Below are 16,613 nucleotides of genomic sequence, written 5' to 3'. Positions count from 1 at the left end.
GGAATTGCCAGCGGCGGCTGACTTCGATTTCGGCGCGGGCGTACGGAAATGGGAATGGGCGACATGGACGGGCGGTGCGTCACGGCCGTGGCCGGTTGCGACGGACGAACCGCGACGACCGGTTCACCCCCGGTCGTCGTCCCCGTGGTTGCGTTCCCAACGTCCGCCCACGGGCGGCGTGTCCAGCCGGACGGCCGCCTCCGCGTTGCCGGCCAGGTCGTTGTCCTCGACCCGGCAGCCGACGCAGCCGCCCTCCGCGGTGACCCAGAGTCCGTGTGTCTGGGTGGTCGGCTCGTGGCTGTCCCAGACCCGGTTGCCGCGGATGGTGGCCGCGTCCATGGTCGCGTTGACGGTGATGCCGGCCCGGGTCGCCGGCGGCCCAGGTATCTCGTAACTGCTGCCGGGCTTCGGGGTGTCGCCGCTCCAGCCCGTGAAGGCGCCCGGCCGGACCGGGGCCAGGTGCAGCTCGTTCTCGTCGTTCGCGGCGACCACCGCGACCCGCTCGCCCACCCGGATGGTCTTGCCCCGGTGCGCGTCGTCCCGCCAGCTCGCCCGGCGGTCGACGACCGACTTCTCGCTGTACCGGACCGTGTCGCCGCCGCTCCGCTCTTCGGGCCCGCACTGGCGGCCGTTCGCCCGGATCCGGTTGTCGACGACGAACGCGTCCCGGACCGGCCGGTCGAAGCGGACGGCGTCCAGGCTGTTGCCGTAGAAGTCGTTGCTCTCGATGACGATCTCCCGGGCGCACTCCTGTCCCGCGGCGCCCAGGCTGCGCTGGTGGTAGCCGTACCGGCCGTTACCGCTGATCCGGTTGCCCCGCACGGTGTACGGCCCGGGGGTGTTGCCGATGCTGATCCCGTCGCGCAGGTTCGCGTCGATCACGCAGTCGGTGAGGAGGCCACCGCGACCCGCCGTGCCGGTGGTGCCCTTGGCCGAGACCTGGAAGCCGGCGTCGAGGTTGCCGACCAGCGTGCACGCCGACACGACGAGGCCGTTGGCGCCCCAGTCGGCGACGCCGAAGCGGTTGCCCTCGGCATGGCAGCCGACCACCCGGATGCCGCGCGGGCGCAGCCCGCCCTCGAACTGCAGCTCGAAGAAGATCCCGCTGGTGGCGTTGCCGACCGCCGAGCAGTTCACCACGTTGACCCGCTCGACGCTGCCCCAGCCGCCGATCCCGATCCCGATCCCCGCGCCGCCCATCTCGGTGCCGTTGTCCATCCGCCCGCAGCCGGCCACCAGCACCCCGTCGATCAGGCAGTCCTGGAGGAAGTCGCAGCCCAGGCCGGTCGCCGCGGTGTGGTGGATGTAGAGGTTGCGGAACATGCCCCGGACCACGTACTGGAGGCCCAACCCTTTGGCGAGCGGGTTGTACTCGGCCATCGCCACCCCGGACCCGTCGATCTCGAAGTCGGCGAAGGTGCAGTAGGCCAGGTGCCGCTCTCGGCTCGCGCCGTGCAGCTCGGCGGTGTGGAACGCCAGCGGGGTCGGGTCGGCCCGGTCGCCCGGGTTGCCGAGCACGAACCGGGTGGCGCCGGGGCCCGCGCCGACCAGCGAGACGCCGGTCCGCCAGACCGTGCCGGCGTCCCGCATCGAGTACACCCCGGGCGGGCAGTAGATCACCCGGGCCCGCCCGTCGGCGGCGTACGCGTCACCCAGCAGGTCCACCAGCGCGGCGAAGGCCGGTTGGTCGTTGGTCGTCCCGTCCCCGGTCAGCCCGTGCTCCCGCGCGTCGCACATCAGTGGCGCGCCGGCGACCGGATGCGAGCGCACCCCACCGGCCGAGGGCATGTGCGGATAGGTCATCCGTCCCTCCCGTCGGCGACCGCGCTCGTCTTCCCGGTCCTTCCGCGGAGAAACAGGGGTGCGGCCCCGGCCCCGAGGGTGGCCGGGGCCGGGGCTCAGACGTTCGCCACCAGCAGGGCAGGCTGTTCCACGCAGTCCGCGACGTGCCGCAGGAAGCCGCCGGCCACCCCGCCGTCGCAGACCCGGTGGTCGAAGGTGAGGCTGAGCTGGGTCACCTTGCGCACGGCGAGCTGCCCGTCGACCACCCACGGCTTGTCGACGATCCGGCCGACGCCGAGCAGCGCCGCCTCCGGGTGGTTGATGATCGGGGTGGACCCGTCCACGCCGAACACCCCGTAGTTGTTCAGCGTGAACGTGCCGCCGGTGAGCCGGGCCGGGGGCAGGGTGCCGGCCCGGGCGGCCGCCGTGGTCTCGGCGAGGGCCGCGGCCAGCTCCCGGGTGGTCAGCCGCTGGGCGTCGCGCAGCACCGGGACGACGAGGCCCCGGTCGGTCTGCGCGGCGATGCCCAGGTGCACCCCGGCCGACTGGACGATCCGCTGCCCCTCGGTGTCGACGTGGGCGTTGAGCTGCGGGTACTTCCGCAGGCCGCTCAGGCAGATCCGGGCCAGCAGGGCCAGGATGCTGACCGGCGCCTCCGGGGTGGCGGCGTTGATCGCGGCCCGGGTCGCCAGCAGCCCGGTGGCGTCCACGTCCACCCAGATGGTCACCTCGGGGATCTCCCGTCGGCTGCGGGAGAGCTTGTCCGCGATGACCTTGCGGATGCCGGTGAGCGGGATGACCACGTCGCCGTCGCCGGCCGGGGCCAGCCCGACGTGCGCGGCCGGGGCGTCCGGCACGGCGGCGAGCTGCGCGGCCGACGCGGTGGACGCCGCCTCGACGTCGGCGCGGCGGATCACCCCGCCCGGCCCGGTGCCGTGCAGGGCCGCCAGGTCGAGGCCGCGTTCCCGGGCCAGCCGCCGGACGATCGGCGAGATGACCAGCGGTGCGGTGCGGTCCGCGGCGGCGGCCGCCGGGGCGGGGGCGGCCGGCGCGGCGTCGGGCTCGGGGGCCAGGGCCAGCCGGGGGCGGCGGCGCCGCCGGCCGGAGCCGCCGTGGCCGGTGCCGTACCCGATCAGGACGTTGCCGGAGCCGGCCCGCTCCTCCTCGCGGTAGGTGGCGTGCGGGTCGTCGCCGCCGTCGCCGTCGAGCGGGGCGATCGTGATGAGCGGCTGGCCCACCGGGCGGACCTCACCCGCCGCGCCGTGCAGGGCCACGACCCGGCCGGCGTACGGGCAGGGGACGTCCACCACGGCCTTGGCCGTCTCCACCTCCACGACGGTCTGGTCCACGGTGACCACGTCGCCGACGGCGACCCGCCACTCGACGATCTCCGCCTCGCTCAGGCCCTCGCCCAGGTCGGGCAGGAGGAAGTCCCGGGTCCCGGTCGCGGTGGTCATGCCGTGCCGGTCGGGCATGCCCTCACGGCCCTCGCTTCGCTCGGCGCGTTCGCTCATGCCGTGCCGGCCGGGCATGCCCTCACGGCCCTCGCTTCGCTCGGTGCGTTCGGTCATGCCGCCACCCACCGCTCGTCCGGCTGGTCGTCCCACTGGAGCCGGGCCACGGCGTCCAGCACCCGGTCGACCGAGGGCAGGTGGGTGTGCTCCAGCATCGGCGCCGGGTAGGGGATGTCCAGCCCGGACACCCGCAGCACCGGGGCGTGCAGGGCGTGGAAGCAGCGCTCCTGGACCCGGGCGGCGATCTCCGCGCCCACCCCGGCGAAGCCCTGCGCCTCCTGGATCACCACGCAGCGGCCGGTCTTCCGCACCGAGGCGGTCACGGTGGCGTCGTCGAACGGCACGATGGTGCGTACGTCGACCACCTCCAGGTCCCAGCCCTCCTCGCGGGCGGCCTCGGCGGCCTCCAGCGCGACCGGCACCGCCGGCCCGTACGCGACCAGGGTGGCGTCGGTGCCGGCACGGCGCACGACGGCCGTCCCGAACGGCGCGGTCCGGGCCGGCAGCTCCGCCTCGGCGCTGGAGAAGTAGAGCTTCTTCGGCTCCATGAACACGACCGGGTCCGGGTCGTCGATCGCCTCGCGCAGCAGCGAGTACGCGTCCTCGACGGTGGCCGGGGTGACGACCTTCAGGCCCGGCGTGTGCGCGTAGTACGCCTCGGACGAGTCGCAGTGGTGCTCCACGCCGCCGATGCCGCCGGCGTAGGGCACCCGGATGACGATCGGCACGCTGAGCGCGCCCCGGGTGCGGTTGCGCAGCTTCGCCACGTGCGAGGCGATCTGCTCGAACGCCGGGTACGCGAACGCGTCGAACTGCATCTCGACCACCGGGCGCAGCCCGGACATGGCCAGGCCGACGGCGAAACCGACGATGCCGGCCTCGGCGAGAGGGGTGTCGAAGCAGCGCTTGTCGCCGAACCGGGCCTGGAGGCCGTCGGTGATCCGGAAAACCCCGCCGAGCTGCCCGACGTCCTCACCGAAGACAACCACCCGCTCGTCGTCCAGCATCGCGTCGGCGAGCGCGGCGTTGAGCGCCTTCGCCATGGTCATGGTGGCCATCAGGCGTCCCCCTCCTCGGCGCGGGTCGCGGCCAGCTCGGCACGGACCTGGTCACGCTGCTCGACCAGTTGCGGGGTCGGCTCCGCGTAGACGTGGTCGAAGAGGCTGAGCGGGTCCACCTCGGGCTGGGCGTTCATCCGGTCGCGCAGCGCGGCGGCGTACGCCTCGGCCTCCTCGGCGATCGACGCGACCGCGGTGTCGTCCAGCACGCCCCGGTTCCGCAGGTACGCCTCCAGCCGGGCGATCGGGTCGCGGTCGCGCCACGCCTCGACCTCCTCGGCGTCCCGGTAGCGGGTCTGGTCGTCGGCGTTGGTGTGCGGCTCCATCCGGTAGGTGTGGGCCTCGACCAGGTACGGGCCCTTGCCGGCGCGGGCGTGCGCGACGGCGCGGTTGAGCACCGCGAGCACGGCCACCGGGTCGTTGCCGTCGACCTGCTCGCTGGGCACCCCGTAGCCGACGCCCTTGTAGGCCAGGCTCGGCGCGGCGGTCTGCCGGGACAGCGGCACGCTGATCGCGTACTTGTTGTTCTGCACGAAGTAGACGACCGGGGCCTTGAACACGGCAGCGAAGTTGACCCCCTCGTGGAAGTCGCCCTCGCTGGTGGCGCCGTCGCCGATGAAGGCCAGCGCCACGGTGTCCCGCCCCTGGTAGGACTCGCCGTAGGCCAGCCCGGCGGCGTGCACGCACTGGGTGGCGAGCGGGGTGCACTGCGGCGCGGTGTGCACGGCCGTCGGGTCGTACCCGCAGTGCCAGTCGCCGCGAAGAAGGGTGAGCACCTCGACCGGGTCGATGCCGCGGGCGGTCAGCGCCATGGACTCCCGGTAGGTGGGGAAGACCCAGTCGCTGTCGCGCAGCGCCAGCACCCCGCCGACCTGGCAGGCCTCCTGCCCGCGCGAGGACGGGTAGACGGCGAGCCGGCCCTGCTTGGTCAGCGCGGTGGCCTGCACGTCGAAGCGACGGCCGACGACCATGCGGCGGTACATCTCGCGCAGCGCCTCGACCGGCGGCTCCGGGTAGTCGTCCCGGGCCGGCAACGGGGTGCCGTCCGGGTTCAGCAGCCGGACCGGCTCGCTCTTGGGCAGCAGGCCGTCGGAGGGGTCGGGAGCGGCCGGGATGGCCGGCCGGCGGGTGCGCGGGGATGCCCTGCGGACCGCCTGGGGTGTGGTCGTCACGGCGGGGACCTCCTGGACGTGTGGTGGCCCTATGCTTCCGCTGTCGGATGATTGACTCAACATCCGGCGTGAACGCGGGACGAACGGCACCGGAAGGCGGCCCCCATGAGCCAGGAGACCGGAAGCACAGCGGGCACGGCGGGCGGAACGGGACGTTCGGCCGGGCCACTCGACGAGGTCGACCGGCGGATCCTGCGCGAACTGACCGAGGACGCCCGGCTCTCCATCCGTACGCTGGCCGAACGGGTGCACGTCTCGCGCACCAACGCGTACGCGCGGGTGGAGCGGCTGCTGCGGGACGGGGTGGTCACCGGGTTCCGGGCCCAGGTGGCGCCCGAGCCGGCCGGGCTGGGCACCTCGGCGTACATCGCGCTGACCATCGAGCAGAACACCTGGCGCGAGGTGTCCGCCGAGCTGGCCCGGGTGCGCTACATCGAGCACGCGGCGCTGCTCAGCGGCGAGCACGACGTGCTGGCCCTGGTGCGGGCGCCGGACAACGCCACCCTGCGGGACGTGGTGCTGGACCGGGTGCAGAGCATCGCCGGGGTGCTGTCGACCCGCACCTGGCTGGTGTTCGAGGAGTTCGACGGGACGCTGAGCCCGTGGCAGTGACGCCTACCGCTCCGGCGGGGCCTCCAGGCCCTCCCGGTCGGCCAGCTCCAGCAGCGGCTCCAGGGAGAACCGGCGCTCGTCCAGGCCGGCGTGCGGGTCGCCCCGCTCGGCGAACCGGGCCGGCAGGCTGACCACGTCGAAGTCCTCCGGCCGGGCGTCGTCCAGCTCCGCCCAGTCCAGCGGCGCCGAGACCAGCGCCCGCGGGGTGGGCCGGATCGAGTACGCCGAGGTCACGGTGTGGTCGCGCGCCATCTGGTTGTAGTCGACGAAGACCGGCCGGTCCCGCTGCTCCCGCCACCAGGTGGTGGTGACCAGGTCGGGCAGCCGGCGCTCCATCTCCCGGCCCAGCGCCAGCACCGCGCGCCGGCACTCGCCGAAGCTCCACCGCGGCTCGATCGACAGGTAGACGTGGATGCCCCGGCCGCCGGTGGTCTTCGGGTAGCCCACCAGGCCCAGCTCGTCGAGGAACGCGCGCACCTCGTGGGCGACCGGGACCACCTGGGCGAAGTCCACCCCGGGCATCGGGTCCAGGTCGATGCGGAGCTGGTCGGGACGCTCCACGTCGCCGGCCGACACCGGCCAGGGGTGGAACCGCAGGGTGCCCAGGTTGGCCGCCCAGATCACCACGGCCAGTTCGCTGGGGGCCACCTCGTCGGCGGTCCGGCCGCTCGGGAACGTGATGTGCGCGGTGCGCACCCAGTCGGGCGCTCCGGCCGGCAACCGCTTCTGGTAGAACGCGTCGCCCTTGTTGGTCTGCCGGGTGGCGATCTTCGCGCCCTCGAACACGCCACGCGGCCAGCGCTCCAGCATGGTCGGTCGGTCGCGCAGCGCGCGCAGGATGCCGTCGCCGACGGCCAGGAAGTAGCGCACCACGTCCAGCTTGGTCAGGCCGCGCTCGGGGAAGTAGGGCTTGTCGGGGCTGGAGACGCGGACCAGCCGCTCCCCCACCCGGATCTCCTCGGCCGCCGTGGTCGCCACGCCTCACACCGTACGACGCGGACGGTCGCGGCGCGGGGATCTCGTCACGTGATGAGCAGGGCCCCGACGATGATCAGCGGCACCGAGACGAAGAGGAAGATGCCGACGCCGGTGAGCACCCGGCCCCCGCCGCCGTCCTCCCGCTCCGGGGCCAGACCGAAGGTGGACCGGGCCGGCAGCATGCCGATCCGGCTCAGCGTCAGGTCACCGGTCATCCCGATCACCGCGCCGACCAGCATGAACGCCACGCCCAGCCGGTGGACGAAGTCGCCGCCGCTGACCCCGACCCAGATCCCCACCGCGATCGCGATCGTCACCGCCGCGATCAGGAAGAGCACCAGCGCTTCCCGCAGACCCCTGATGACCGTCCCCATGCGTCGCCTCCCCGCGACCGGGCCCGCCCCGGTGCGTCGGACGACATTCTGCCCGGTCGATGCCACCCGGCGCCGCCCCGCGGCGTGGCGGGTCCGGGGACACGGTCGTGGCCGGGCGGGCGCACCCACCCGGCCACCGGCGCGTACGGTCAGCCGTTCTCCTTCTGAAGCCGGTCGGCGAGCATCTTCTTGCCCTGGTCGCCGGCCTTGCGGTTGTTCTCCTGGATCTTGCGGAACCAGGTGGCGAGCTCGGTGTCGCCCCGGTCCTCCGCGTCGGCGATGTACGTCTCCATCTGCCAGACGTGCTGAAGTGACATCTGCACCGCGTGGATCAGGTCGTAGTTCTTGTCCTTCACCGGGCTCGTCGGCTCTCGCACCATCGTCGCCACGACACACCTCCCCTGGGTCGGCCTCGCCCGCGTACGGGGCCGACCGCGCTTACCCGCCCGGCCGCCGTTCACGCCCCGCGGGCGTGCCGGCTGCCACCGGCCGGCACGGTTACCCGCCGGAGCACCCGGGTACCGGAGGCCGCATGGCGGAACTGGCAGCCCTCTGGATCGTCCGGCACGGCGAGAGCACCGCGAACGTCGCGGCCACGGCCGCCGAGGCCGCGGGCACCGAGCTGATCGACCTGACCCACCGGGACGCGGACGTGCCGCTGTCGCCCACCGGCGAGGAGCAGGCCCGGGCGACCGGGCGGTGGCTCGCCGGGCTGCCCGAGGCGCGGCGGCCGGACGTGGCGGTGGTGTCGCCGTACCTCCGGGCGGTGCGGACCGCCGAGCTGGCCCTCGCCGGCACCGGCGTGCCGGCGAGCCGCGACGAGCGGCTGCGCGACCGCGAGCTGGGCATCCTCGACGGGTTGACCGGGCACGGCGTCCGCCGGCGGCACCCCGACGAGGCGGCGCGCCGGGACCGGCTCGGCAAGTTCTACTACCGCCCGCCCGGCGGGGAGTCCTGGACCGACGTGGCGCTACGGCTGCGCGCGCTCCTCGGCGACCTGCGCCGGGACCACGCCGGCGGCCGGGTGCTGCTGTTCGGCCACGACGCGCTGGTCTTCCTGCTGCGGTACCTCGTGGAGGGGCTCACCGAGGTCGAGCTCATGGCGCTGACCCGGGGGCACGTCATCGCCAACTGTTCGGTCACCGGCTGGTCGGCCGACGCCGCCGGCCGGCTGACCCCGGACGTGTTCAACGACGTCTCCCACCTGCACCGGCAGGGGGCGCGCCCGACCAGGGAGGACGAGGTCCATGCCGAGCCGGTCTGAGGTCATCACCCCCGCGCTGCTGCGGGACTGGGCGCTGCCGGTGCCGACCGGCGGCAAGGAGGCCCGGGGCACCGTGCTGGTCGTCGGCGGGTCCCGGTTCACCCCGGGCGCGGTGCTGCTCGCCGGGGTGGCCGCACTGCGCGCCGGTGCCGGCGTGCTGCAACTGGCCGCCGCCGAGTCCACCGCCGCCGCGCTCAGCATCCAGGTGCCCGAGGCGCTGGTGGTCGGCCTGCCGGAGACCGCCGACGGCGCGGTCCGGGGCGACCCGGGTGACCTGCTCGACGGCCTGATCGCCGAGGCGGACGTGGTGGCGGTCGGGCCCGGCCTCAAGGACATCGACGCCACCCGGGCGCTGCTGCACGTCGTCCTCGACGCGGCGGGCCCGGAGACCGCGCTGGTGCTCGACGCGTACGCCCTCGGCGCGCTCAGCCACGAGCCGGACCTGCTGGTCGGCTCGGGACGCAAGGTGGTGCTCACGCCCAACCTCACCGAGGCCCGGCACCTGCTCGACCGGGAGCCCGGCGACGACCTGGACGCCGAGGCCGTGCACCTGGCCCGCCGGTACGACGCCGTGGTGTCCCTCTACGGTCACATCGCGACTCCCGACGGGCGGGCCTGGCGGGAGGAGAGCGGCGACGCGGGCCTGGGCACGTCGGGCAGCGGGGACGTCCGGGCCGGGCTGCTCGCCGGGCTGCTCTCCCGGGGCGCCGAGCCGGCGCAGGCCGCCTGCTGGGCCGCGTTCGCCCACGCGGTGAGCGGGCAGCGCCTGGTCCCCCGGTACGGCCGGATCGGCTTCCTGGCGCGCGAACTGCTCGACGAGATCCCCTACACGGTGGCCACCGTCTGACGGTTGTTGTTCATCCGTTCGGGTGTGTGTAACACCACACTGGCTCCCTACGCTGGTTGACCGAAGGCAAGCAACCTGCTCGTCTTCCGCCGGCCCGCTTCCCGCCAGGGAGTGGGAACCGACCAGATCGGCCCCCTGGGAGTCTGTGTGAAGAACCTCCGTCGCAAGACACTGGCCGCCGCGTCCGCCGCGACGCTCGGCGTCGGCCTCGCCCTCAGCGGTGGGCTGGCACCGGCGGCCGCCGCCGGACCGGACACCTCGTACCTGGTCCTCGCCCCGCAGGGCGCCAACACCAGCAAGGCCGCCGCCCGCGTGGCGGCCGCCAAGGGCACCGTCGTGGCCTCCTACGACCAGATCGGCGTGCTCGTCGTCCGCTCGACCAACCCGGACTTCGCCACCCAGGTGGCGGGGGCGGGCGTCGAGTCGGTCGCGTCCACCGCCGGCCTGGGCACCGCCCTCGACGAGGGCGAGACCGTGGAGGTCTCCGCGGCCGACGTCGCCGCCGCCACCGACAACCCGACCACCGAGCCGCTCTACGGCCAGCAGTGGGACATGGACATGATCCACGTGCCGCAGGCCCACGCGGTGAACAACGGCAGCCCGAACGTCGTCGTCGGCGTGCTGGACAGCGGCATCTCCAGCAGCCACCCGGACCTGGCGACCCAGATCGCCAAGGACAAGAGCACGTCCTGCATCGGCGGTGTCACCAACACCACCGAGTCGGCGTGGAACCCGACCACCAGCGACCACGGCACCCACGTGGCCGGCACCATCGCCGCCGCCGTCAACGGCGTCGGCGTCACCGGCATCGCGCCGGGCGTCAAGGTCGCCGCCGTCAAGGTGGTCAACGACGACGGGTTCATCTACCCGGAGGCCGCGGTCTGCGGGTTCCTCTGGGCCGCCGACCACGGGATGCAGCTGACCAACAACAGCTACTTCATCGACCCGTGGGAGCTGAACTGCCGCAACGACGCGCGCCAGCGGCCGGTGTGGCAGGCCGTGCAGCGGGCGATCCGCTACTCGCAGTCCAAGGGCGTGCTCACCGTGGCGTCCGCGGGCAACTCCAACTACGACCTGGCCCACAAGATCACCGACACCGCCAGCCCGAACAACGGGACGCCGGAGAACCGTGAGAACCTCACCAACGCCTGCCTCGACCTGCCGGCCGAGGCGCCGGGCGTGGTGACCGTCTCCGCCGTCGGCCCGACCGGCGAGAAGAGCTACTACTCCTCGTACGGCCAGGGTGTGGTGGACGTGACGGCGCCGGGTGGCGACACCCGGTACCGGACCCAGGGTGTGCGCTCGACCACCACCGACGCCATCCTGTCGACCACCTTCAACACCGCCACCCGCACCAACGGGTGGGGGTACAAGCAGGGCACCTCGATGTCCGGCCCGCACGCCACCGGCGTCGCGGCGCTGGCCCTGTCGGCGCACCCGGGGATGACCCCGGGCCAGCTGGCGTCGTTCCTGGAGCGCACGTCGGTGGCGCAGTCCTGCCCGGCGGGCGTCTACAACCCGGTGCCGTTGATCTCGCCGACGGACCCGGACCTCTACGACGCGACCTGCTCCGGCGGCGCGCGCAACTCGTTCTACGGCGCCGGCATGGTCGACGCGTACAACGTGGTCAAGTAGCGGCAGCACCAACGGTGGGGCCCGGCGACGAGTCGCCGGGCCCCACTCGTTTGTCCTGGTCGGGACGGGGGTACCGGGGCGACATCAACCGACCTTAGGAGGTACCCCGGTGTCCACCGACGCGATCGTCCTGCTCAAGGAGGACCACAAGGAGATGCGCCGCCTGTTCAAGGCCTTCCAGGACGCCGAGGAGGGCCCGGCGAGCGAGCGGCAGAAGCTGGTGAAGCAGATCCTCGAGGCGTTGACGGTGCACACCTACCTGGAGAACGAGGTGATGTACCCGGAGGTCCGCAAGCTCGTGCCGGACGTCGAGGACGACATCCTGGAGTCGTACGAGGAGCACCACGTCGCCGACGTGCTCTGCTTCGAGCTGTTCACCATGGACGCCGAGGACGAGCGTTACAACGCCAAGACGACGGTGCTCATCGAGAACGTGCTGCACCACGTCGAGGAGGAGGAGCAGGAGTGGTTCCCGAAGGTCCGCGAGGCGCTCGGCCGTAACCAGCTCCAGGAGATCGGCCAGCGCATGATCGACCTGCGCCCGAAGGCCCCGAAGACGCCGACCGCCCCGAAGGCGCTGAAGAAGTCGCTGGACGCCGTCGTCGCCTGACCCGGCACCACCGGACGGCGGGACCCGGCCGAGGCCGGGTCCCGCCGCCGCATACGCGCGTCAGTTGCCCGAGCCGGGCTCGGCCATCTTCCGGTGCTGCTCCGCCTTCAGCCGGTCCGGCACGATCTTGCCGGCGGCGGTCTGCAGCTTGTTGACGAACGAGCCGGCCGCCACCTTGTGCTCCCCCTTCATGAGGGCCTCGAAGGCGTCCTCGGCCACCGCGCGCGGGTCGTCCTTCTTCCCCTGACCCACCCCGGTGTCCTCCATGTGGGCCCGCTCGAAGAACTCGGTGTCGGTCGGTCCGGGCATCAGCGAGGTGACCGTGACACCGGTGTCCTTCAGCTCGTTGCGCAGCCCTTCGGCGAAGGACTGCACGAACGACTTCGAGGCGTTGTAGACCAACTGGAACGGCCCCGGCATGGTCGAGGCGATCGACGAGGTGAACAGCACCCGCCCCCGGCCCCGCTCCACCATGCCCGGCAGCAGCCGCTTGGCCAGGTGCACGGTCGACCGCACGTTCAGGTCGACGATGTTCAGCTCGTCGCTCAGGTCGGTGCCGCCCACGAAGCTCCCGCCGGCGCCCCGGCCGGCGTTCAGCGCCAGGGCGTCCACCGGACGGCCCAGCTCCGTCACGGCCCGCGCCAACTGCTCCACCCCGTCGGGCGTGGCGAGGTCCACCTGCACGGGGTACGCCTCCGGGCCGCTGTCACGGCGCAGGTTCCGCGCCGCCGTGGCGATCCCCGGGTCCTCGGCCGCCACCACCACGTCGTAGCCGTGCTCGGTGAACTGGGCGGCCAACTCGTACCCGATGCCGCTGGACGCGCCGGTCACCACGGCGAGCGGACGGTCGGTGGTCGGTGTGCTCATCCTCGGGTCTCCCTCCCTGGACGCGGGCCGCGTGGCCTGGCCCCTCCCCCGGGGGTTTGCCCAGCCCCGGGCCGCCCAACCCGACGGCACGCGGCGGAGGTGCGCCCGCCCGACTCCGGCGTACCCGGTAGGATCGGCGCGGGCCGTGACTGGCGCGTGGGGATGGAGAACCATCGGGAAGCGGTCCCGTCATAAGGACGCACGCCGAGCGCCTGGGCCTTCCGCACGTCACCTGGAGGTCGCATGTCGCTGAACGCCGAGTCCACCGCCTTCCGCAGCGCGCTGGAGGTGATCCGCGCCGTCGAGCCGCGGGTGGCGGACGCCATCGGGGCCGAACTGGCCGACCAGCGCGAGTCGCTCAAGCTCATTGCCAGCGAGAACTACGCCTCCCCGGCCACCCTGCTGGCCATGGGCAACTGGTTCAGCGACAAGTACGCGGAGGGCACCATCGGCCGCCGCTTCTACGCCGGCTGCCAGAACGTCGACACCGTCGAGGCGCTCGCCGCGGAGCACGCCAAGGAGCTGTTCGGGGCGGCCCACGCGTACGTGCAGCCGCACTCCGGCATCGACGCCAACCTGGTCGCCTTCTGGGCGATCCTGGCCGACCGGGTCGAGTCCCCGGCGCTCAAGAAGGCCCAGGTGCGCCAGGTCAACGACCTCACCGAGGCGGACTGGTTCGCGCTGCGCCGGGAGCTGGGCAACCAGCGGATGCTGGGCATGTCGCTGGACGCCGGCGGGCACCTCACCCACGGCTTCCGGCCGAACATCTCCGGCAAGATGTTCGACCAGCGCAGCTACGGCACCGACCCGGCCACCGGCCTGATCGACTACGACAAGGTCGCCGAGGCGGCCCGCGAGTTCAAGCCGCTGATCCTGGTGGCCGGCTACTCGGCGTACCCCCGGAAGGTCAACTTCCGGATCATGCGGGAGATCGCCGACTCGGTGGGCGCCACCTTCATGGTCGACATGGCGCACTTCGCGGGCCTCGTCGCCGGCAAGGTCTTCACGGGCGACTTCGACCCGGTGCCGCACGCGCACATCGTCACGACCACCACCCACAAGTCGCTGCGCGGCCCGCGCGGCGGCATGGTGCTCTGCGGCCCGGAGCTGGCCGACCAGGTGGACCGGGGCTGCCCCATGGTGCTCGGCGGCCCGCTGCCGCACGTGATGGCCGCCAAGGCCGTCGCCCTCGCCGAGGCCCGCCGCCCCGACTTCGCCGGCTACGCACAGCGGATCGTCGACAACGCCCAGGCGCTCGCCGAGGGGCTGCTGCGCCGGGGCGCGAAGCTGGTCACCGGCGGCACCGACAACCACCTGGTGCTCATCGACGTCTCCGGCTACGGGCTCACCGGGCGGCAGGCCGAGCAGGCGCTGCTCGACTCCGGCATCGTGACCAACCGCAACGCCGTCCCGCAGGACCCGAACGGCGCCTGGTACACCTCCGGCATCCGGATCGGCACCCCGGCGCTGACCACCCGCGGCCTCGGCGGCACCGAGATGGACACCACGGCCGAGCTGATCCACACCGTGCTCAGCCAGACCACGCCGGGCGCGAACGCGGACGGCACCCCGTCGAAGGCCAAGTACGTCCTCGACCCGGCCCTGGCGGAAACGGTGAGCAAGCAGGCCAGCGACCTGCTCACCAGCTTCCCCCTCTACCCCGCCGTCGACCTCGGCTGACGAACCGCCCACTCCCCGAACGCCCCGCCCGGCCCCCCAGCCGAGCGGGGCGTCGGCGTCGGTGGGCCCCCTTAGCCGCCACCTCGCCGAGCTGGGTGGATCAACCTGCGACAGCCCGCAGCGCTTCCCGCCTCCGGCGAGTTGATCAAGAGGTTTGCGTCTTGGGCACGCGCGTTCCCGGACGCAAACCTCTTGATCAACGCGGGTGAGCGCGGGGCGCCGCGCGCCGGGGGGTCAGGGGGTGGGGTGGGTGCGGTGGCGGAGGGTGTGCAGGCGGTGGAGGACGTTGGTGCCGCCTCGGCCGAAGTGGTCGTGCAGGGCGCGGTACTCGGCGTACAGCTCGTCGTAGGCGTCGGCACGGGTCGGGTCCGGGTGCCAGGTCTCGCGGCGCGCCGCGCCCATCACCGCCGACGCGCTCTCCACGTCCGGGTACGCCCCGGCGGCCACCGCCGCGTGGATGGCCGCGCCCAGCGCCGCCGGGTGCGCGGCGTCCACCACGTGCAGCGGGCGGCGCAGCACGTCGGCGTAGATGCGCAGGAGCAGCCGGTTGGCGGTGAGCCCGCCGGCGGCGGTCAGCTCGTCGACGGGTACGCCGGCGGCCTCGAAGGCCTCGATCACGGTGCGGGCGCCGAACGCGGTGGCCTCCAGCAGGGCCCGCCAGATCTCCTCCGGCCGGGTGGCCAGGGTGAGCCCGACCAGCACGCCGCTCAGTTCGTGGTCCATGAGCACCGACCGGTTGCCGCTGTGCCAGTCCAGGGCGAGCAGCCCGTGCCCGCCCACCGGCTGGTCGGCGGCGAGCGAGTCCAGCAGCTCGTGCACGGACACCCCGCGCCGGGCGGCCTCCTCGGCGTACGAGGCGGGCAGGGCGCGGTCGACGTACCAGGCGAAGATGTCGCCGACCCCGCTCTGGCCGGCCTCGTAGCCCCACCGGCCGGCGGTGACGCCGTCCTCGACGACGCCGCAGACGCCGGGCACCTCGTGGCAGGTCTCCGCGTTCATGATCAGGCAGGTGGAGGTGCCCAGGACGGCGAGCATCCGCCCGGGCGCGACGGACCGGGCCGCCGCCGCGGTGACGTGGGCGTCGATCGCCCCGGCGGCCACCGCGACGCCGGCGGGCAGGCCGGTCCAGCCGGCCGCCTCGGCGGTGAGCGCGCCGGCCCGGGCGGCCGGCGGCAGCAACGGCCCGTCGTCGATCTTCGCGAGCAGGTCCGGCAGGTCCGGGTGCAGCGCGGCGAGGAAGTCGGGGGCCGGGTAGTGGCCGTCCTGGCGGAGGCCCTTGAAGCCGGCGGCCGAGGCGTTGCGCGTGGGACGGCCGCAGAGCCGCCGGACCAGCCAGTCGGCGGTCTCGACCCAGCGGTCGGCGCGGCGGAAGACCTCCGGGTCCTCCTCCAGCACTTCGAGGGCCTTGGCGAGCTGCCACTCGGCGGAGACCCGGCCACCGTAGCGGGCCAGCCAGGGCTCGCCACGGTCGGCGGCCAGCGCGTTGATCCGGTGGGCCTGCCGCTGCGCCGAGTGGTGCTTCCAGAGCTTCGGCCAGGCGTGCGGCCGGTCCCGGAACTCGGGCAGCTCGGCCAGCGGGGTGCCGTCGGCGCGGGTCGGCAGCACCGTGCAGGAGGTGGCGTCGAGGCCGAGGCCGATCACCTCGGCCGGGTCGATCCCGGCGGCGCGGACGGCGGCGGGCACGGCGGTGCGCAGCACCTCGACGTGGTCGGCCGGGTCCTGCAGCGCCCAGCCGGGCGGCAGCGCCGGCCCGCCGGGCAGCCGCTCGGTGATCACCCCGTGCCGGTACGCGTGCACGGCGCTGCCCCGCTCGGCGCCGTCGGTCACGTCGACCACCACGGCGCGCCCGGAGAGCGTGCCGAGGTCCACCCCGACGACGTACCGGCCCACCCGCTGCTCCTCCCCCGAACTGGGAGGATCACGCTAGCGGGTCAGCGCAGCGGGCGCTTGAGGTGGTAGCGGTGCACCTCGGTGCTGCCCTGCACGTTGTTCACGTCCTCGGCGGCGGAGACCAGCTCCCAGCCCTCCCGGCCGACGCGGTTGAGGTGGGCGATCGCGGTGTCGCCGTACGCTGTCACGTCGTTGCGGGACCCGTCCGGGCCGTACCAGACGAACGTGACGTGGAAATTGCGGCCCTGCCCCTGATAGCGGCGGACCAGCAACGCGTACTCCCAGGCAACCATCCGTCCATTATCAACGGTGGCGGCGCCGCCCGGGAGC

General features: G+C 73.6%; 16 protein-coding genes and 1 riboswitch. Of the genes, 6 read left to right on the top strand and 10 right to left on the bottom strand.

The features are described from left to right. Positions 1–123: 123 nt before the first annotated feature. The 4 genes from RMN56_RS24615 to pdhA form a co-directional block, all read right to left on the bottom strand. A complete protein-coding gene (locus RMN56_RS24615; protein ID WP_313719914.1) occupies positions 124–1,803 on the bottom strand; it encodes a right-handed parallel beta-helix repeat-containing protein in 1,680 nt (559 codons plus the stop codon). A gap of 95 nt (positions 1,804–1,898) precedes the next feature. Continuing rightward, positions 1,899–3,239 carry a dihydrolipoamide acetyltransferase family protein gene (locus tag RMN56_RS24610; protein ID WP_313724854.1) on the bottom strand — a complete coding sequence of 447 codons (1,341 nt, stop codon included), beginning with the start codon at positions 3,237–3,239 and terminating at the stop codon, positions 1,899–1,901. 110 nt (positions 3,240–3,349) lie between these two features. Further along, positions 3,350–4,354 carry an alpha-ketoacid dehydrogenase subunit beta gene (locus RMN56_RS24605; RefSeq protein WP_313719913.1) on the bottom strand — a complete coding sequence of 335 codons (1,005 nt, stop codon included), beginning with the start codon at positions 4,352–4,354 and terminating at the stop codon, positions 3,350–3,352. Continuing rightward, complete coding sequence (pdhA, locus tag RMN56_RS24600; RefSeq protein WP_313724853.1) at positions 4,354–5,559, bottom strand: pyruvate dehydrogenase (acetyl-transferring) E1 component subunit alpha; 1,206 nt, start codon at positions 5,557–5,559, stop codon at positions 4,354–4,356. Before pdhA ends, RMN56_RS24605 begins: the two co-directional genes overlap by 1 nt. 72 nt (positions 5,560–5,631) lie before the next feature. Here pdhA and RMN56_RS24595 point away from each other — a divergent pair, with 72 nt between their 5' ends. Beyond that, the gene (locus RMN56_RS24595; RefSeq protein WP_262286519.1) at positions 5,632–6,138 is read left to right on the top strand and encodes an Lrp/AsnC family transcriptional regulator; all 507 of its coding nucleotides are present in this window, start codon (positions 5,632–5,634) and stop codon (positions 6,136–6,138) included. Between the two features lie 3 nt (positions 6,139–6,141). Here the strand turns inward: RMN56_RS24595 and RMN56_RS24590 are convergent, their stop codons facing one another. The 3 genes from RMN56_RS24590 to RMN56_RS24580 form a co-directional block, all read right to left on the bottom strand. Beyond that, positions 6,142–7,116, bottom strand: coding sequence for a DNA polymerase domain-containing protein (locus tag RMN56_RS24590; RefSeq protein ID WP_313719912.1), 975 nt, complete (start codon positions 7,114–7,116; stop codon positions 6,142–6,144). A gap of 44 nt (positions 7,117–7,160) precedes the next feature. After that, positions 7,161–7,490 (bottom strand): hypothetical protein, encoded by a 330-nt coding sequence (locus tag RMN56_RS24585; protein ID WP_313719911.1) that lies wholly within the window; start codon positions 7,488–7,490, stop codon positions 7,161–7,163. Between the two features lie 149 nt (positions 7,491–7,639). Further along, entirely contained in the window at positions 7,640–7,870 is a 231-nt protein-coding gene (locus tag RMN56_RS24580) for a hypothetical protein (protein ID WP_313724852.1), read from the bottom strand. Positions 7,871–8,022: 152 nt separating this feature from the next. Here RMN56_RS24580 and RMN56_RS24575 point away from each other — a divergent pair, with 152 nt between their 5' ends. The 4 genes from RMN56_RS24575 (at position 8,023) to RMN56_RS24560 (ending at position 11,846) form a co-directional block, all read left to right on the top strand. Next, complete coding sequence (locus RMN56_RS24575) at positions 8,023–8,754, top strand: histidine phosphatase family protein (RefSeq protein ID WP_313719910.1); 732 nt, start codon at positions 8,023–8,025, stop codon at positions 8,752–8,754. Then, positions 8,738–9,601 carry an NAD(P)H-hydrate dehydratase gene (locus tag RMN56_RS24570; protein ID WP_313719909.1) on the top strand — a complete coding sequence of 288 codons (864 nt, stop codon included), beginning with the start codon at positions 8,738–8,740 and terminating at the stop codon, positions 9,599–9,601. Before RMN56_RS24575 ends, RMN56_RS24570 begins: the two co-directional genes overlap by 17 nt. A 147-nt stretch (positions 9,602–9,748) precedes the next feature. Beyond that, positions 9,749–11,236 carry a S8 family peptidase gene (locus RMN56_RS24565; protein WP_313719908.1) on the top strand — a complete coding sequence of 496 codons (1,488 nt, stop codon included), beginning with the start codon at positions 9,749–9,751 and terminating at the stop codon, positions 11,234–11,236. A gap of 109 nt (positions 11,237–11,345) precedes the next feature. After that, a complete protein-coding gene (locus RMN56_RS24560) occupies positions 11,346–11,846 on the top strand; it encodes a hemerythrin domain-containing protein (protein ID WP_313719907.1) in 501 nt (166 codons plus the stop codon). A gap of 60 nt (positions 11,847–11,906) precedes the next feature. Here RMN56_RS24560 and RMN56_RS24555 read toward each other — a convergent pair whose 3' ends face one another. Further along, positions 11,907–12,713, bottom strand: a complete 807-nt coding sequence (locus tag RMN56_RS24555) for an SDR family NAD(P)-dependent oxidoreductase (protein ID WP_313719906.1) — start codon at positions 12,711–12,713, stop codon at positions 11,907–11,909. Positions 12,714–12,848: 135 nt separating this feature from the next. After that, positions 12,849–12,938: riboswitch (ZMP/ZTP riboswitch) on the top strand. An 18-nt stretch (positions 12,939–12,956) separates the two neighbouring features. Here RMN56_RS24555 and RMN56_RS24550 point away from each other — a divergent pair. Further along, positions 12,957–14,393 (top strand): glycine hydroxymethyltransferase, encoded by a 1,437-nt coding sequence (locus RMN56_RS24550; RefSeq protein WP_313719905.1) that lies wholly within the window; start codon positions 12,957–12,959, stop codon positions 14,391–14,393. Positions 14,394–14,627: 234 nt separating this feature from the next. On the opposite strand, the gene RMN56_RS24545 is transcribed toward RMN56_RS24550, so the two are convergent. Continuing rightward, positions 14,628–16,283 carry a ribulokinase gene (locus RMN56_RS24545; RefSeq protein WP_313719903.1) on the bottom strand — a complete coding sequence of 552 codons (1,656 nt, stop codon included), beginning with the start codon at positions 16,281–16,283 and terminating at the stop codon, positions 14,628–14,630. Between the two features lie 41 nt (positions 16,284–16,324). Beyond that, positions 16,325–16,576: a hypothetical protein gene (locus RMN56_RS24540; protein WP_091258764.1), complete on the bottom strand. Its 252-nt coding sequence runs from the start codon at positions 16,574–16,576 to the stop codon at positions 16,325–16,327. Positions 16,577–16,613 lie beyond the last annotated feature (37 nt).

Source organism: Micromonospora halotolerans (assembly GCF_032108445.1).
GTDB classification, from domain to species: Bacteria; Actinomycetota; Actinomycetes; order Mycobacteriales; family Micromonosporaceae; genus Micromonospora; species Micromonospora halotolerans.
Note: the sequence above shows the minus strand (reverse complement) of the source record. Positions and strands in the feature narration are given on the sequence as shown.

Bases quoted from the DNA above. Each gene is read 5' to 3' on its own strand.
- RMN56_RS24580 (WP_313724852.1), bottom strand. From the start codon at position 7,870: ATGGTGCGAGAGCCGACGAGCCCGGTGAAGGACAAGAACTACGACCTG.
- RMN56_RS24615 (WP_313719914.1), bottom strand. From the start codon at position 1,803: ATGACCTATCCGCACATGCCCTCGGCCGGTGGGGTGCGCTCGCATCCG.
- RMN56_RS24570 (WP_313719909.1), top strand. From the start codon at position 8,738: ATGCCGAGCCGGTCTGAGGTCATCACCCCCGCGCTGCTGCGGGACTGG.
- RMN56_RS24540 (WP_091258764.1), bottom strand. From the start codon at position 16,576: ATGGTTGCCTGGGAGTACGCGTTGCTGGTCCGCCGCTATCAGGGGCAG.
- RMN56_RS24555 (WP_313719906.1), bottom strand. From the start codon at position 12,713: ATGAGCACACCGACCACCGACCGTCCGCTCGCCGTGGTGACCGGCGCG.
- RMN56_RS24550 (WP_313719905.1), top strand. From the start codon at position 12,957: ATGTCGCTGAACGCCGAGTCCACCGCCTTCCGCAGCGCGCTGGAGGTG.
- RMN56_RS24585 (WP_313719911.1), bottom strand. From the start codon at position 7,490: ATGGGGACGGTCATCAGGGGTCTGCGGGAAGCGCTGGTGCTCTTCCTG.
- RMN56_RS24605 (WP_313719913.1), bottom strand. From the start codon at position 4,354: ATGGCCACCATGACCATGGCGAAGGCGCTCAACGCCGCGCTCGCCGAC.
- RMN56_RS24595 (WP_262286519.1), top strand. From the start codon at position 5,632: ATGAGCCAGGAGACCGGAAGCACAGCGGGCACGGCGGGCGGAACGGGA.
- RMN56_RS24610 (WP_313724854.1), bottom strand. From the start codon at position 3,239: ATGACCACCGCGACCGGGACCCGGGACTTCCTCCTGCCCGACCTGGGC.
- RMN56_RS24575 (WP_313719910.1), top strand. From the start codon at position 8,023: ATGGCGGAACTGGCAGCCCTCTGGATCGTCCGGCACGGCGAGAGCACC.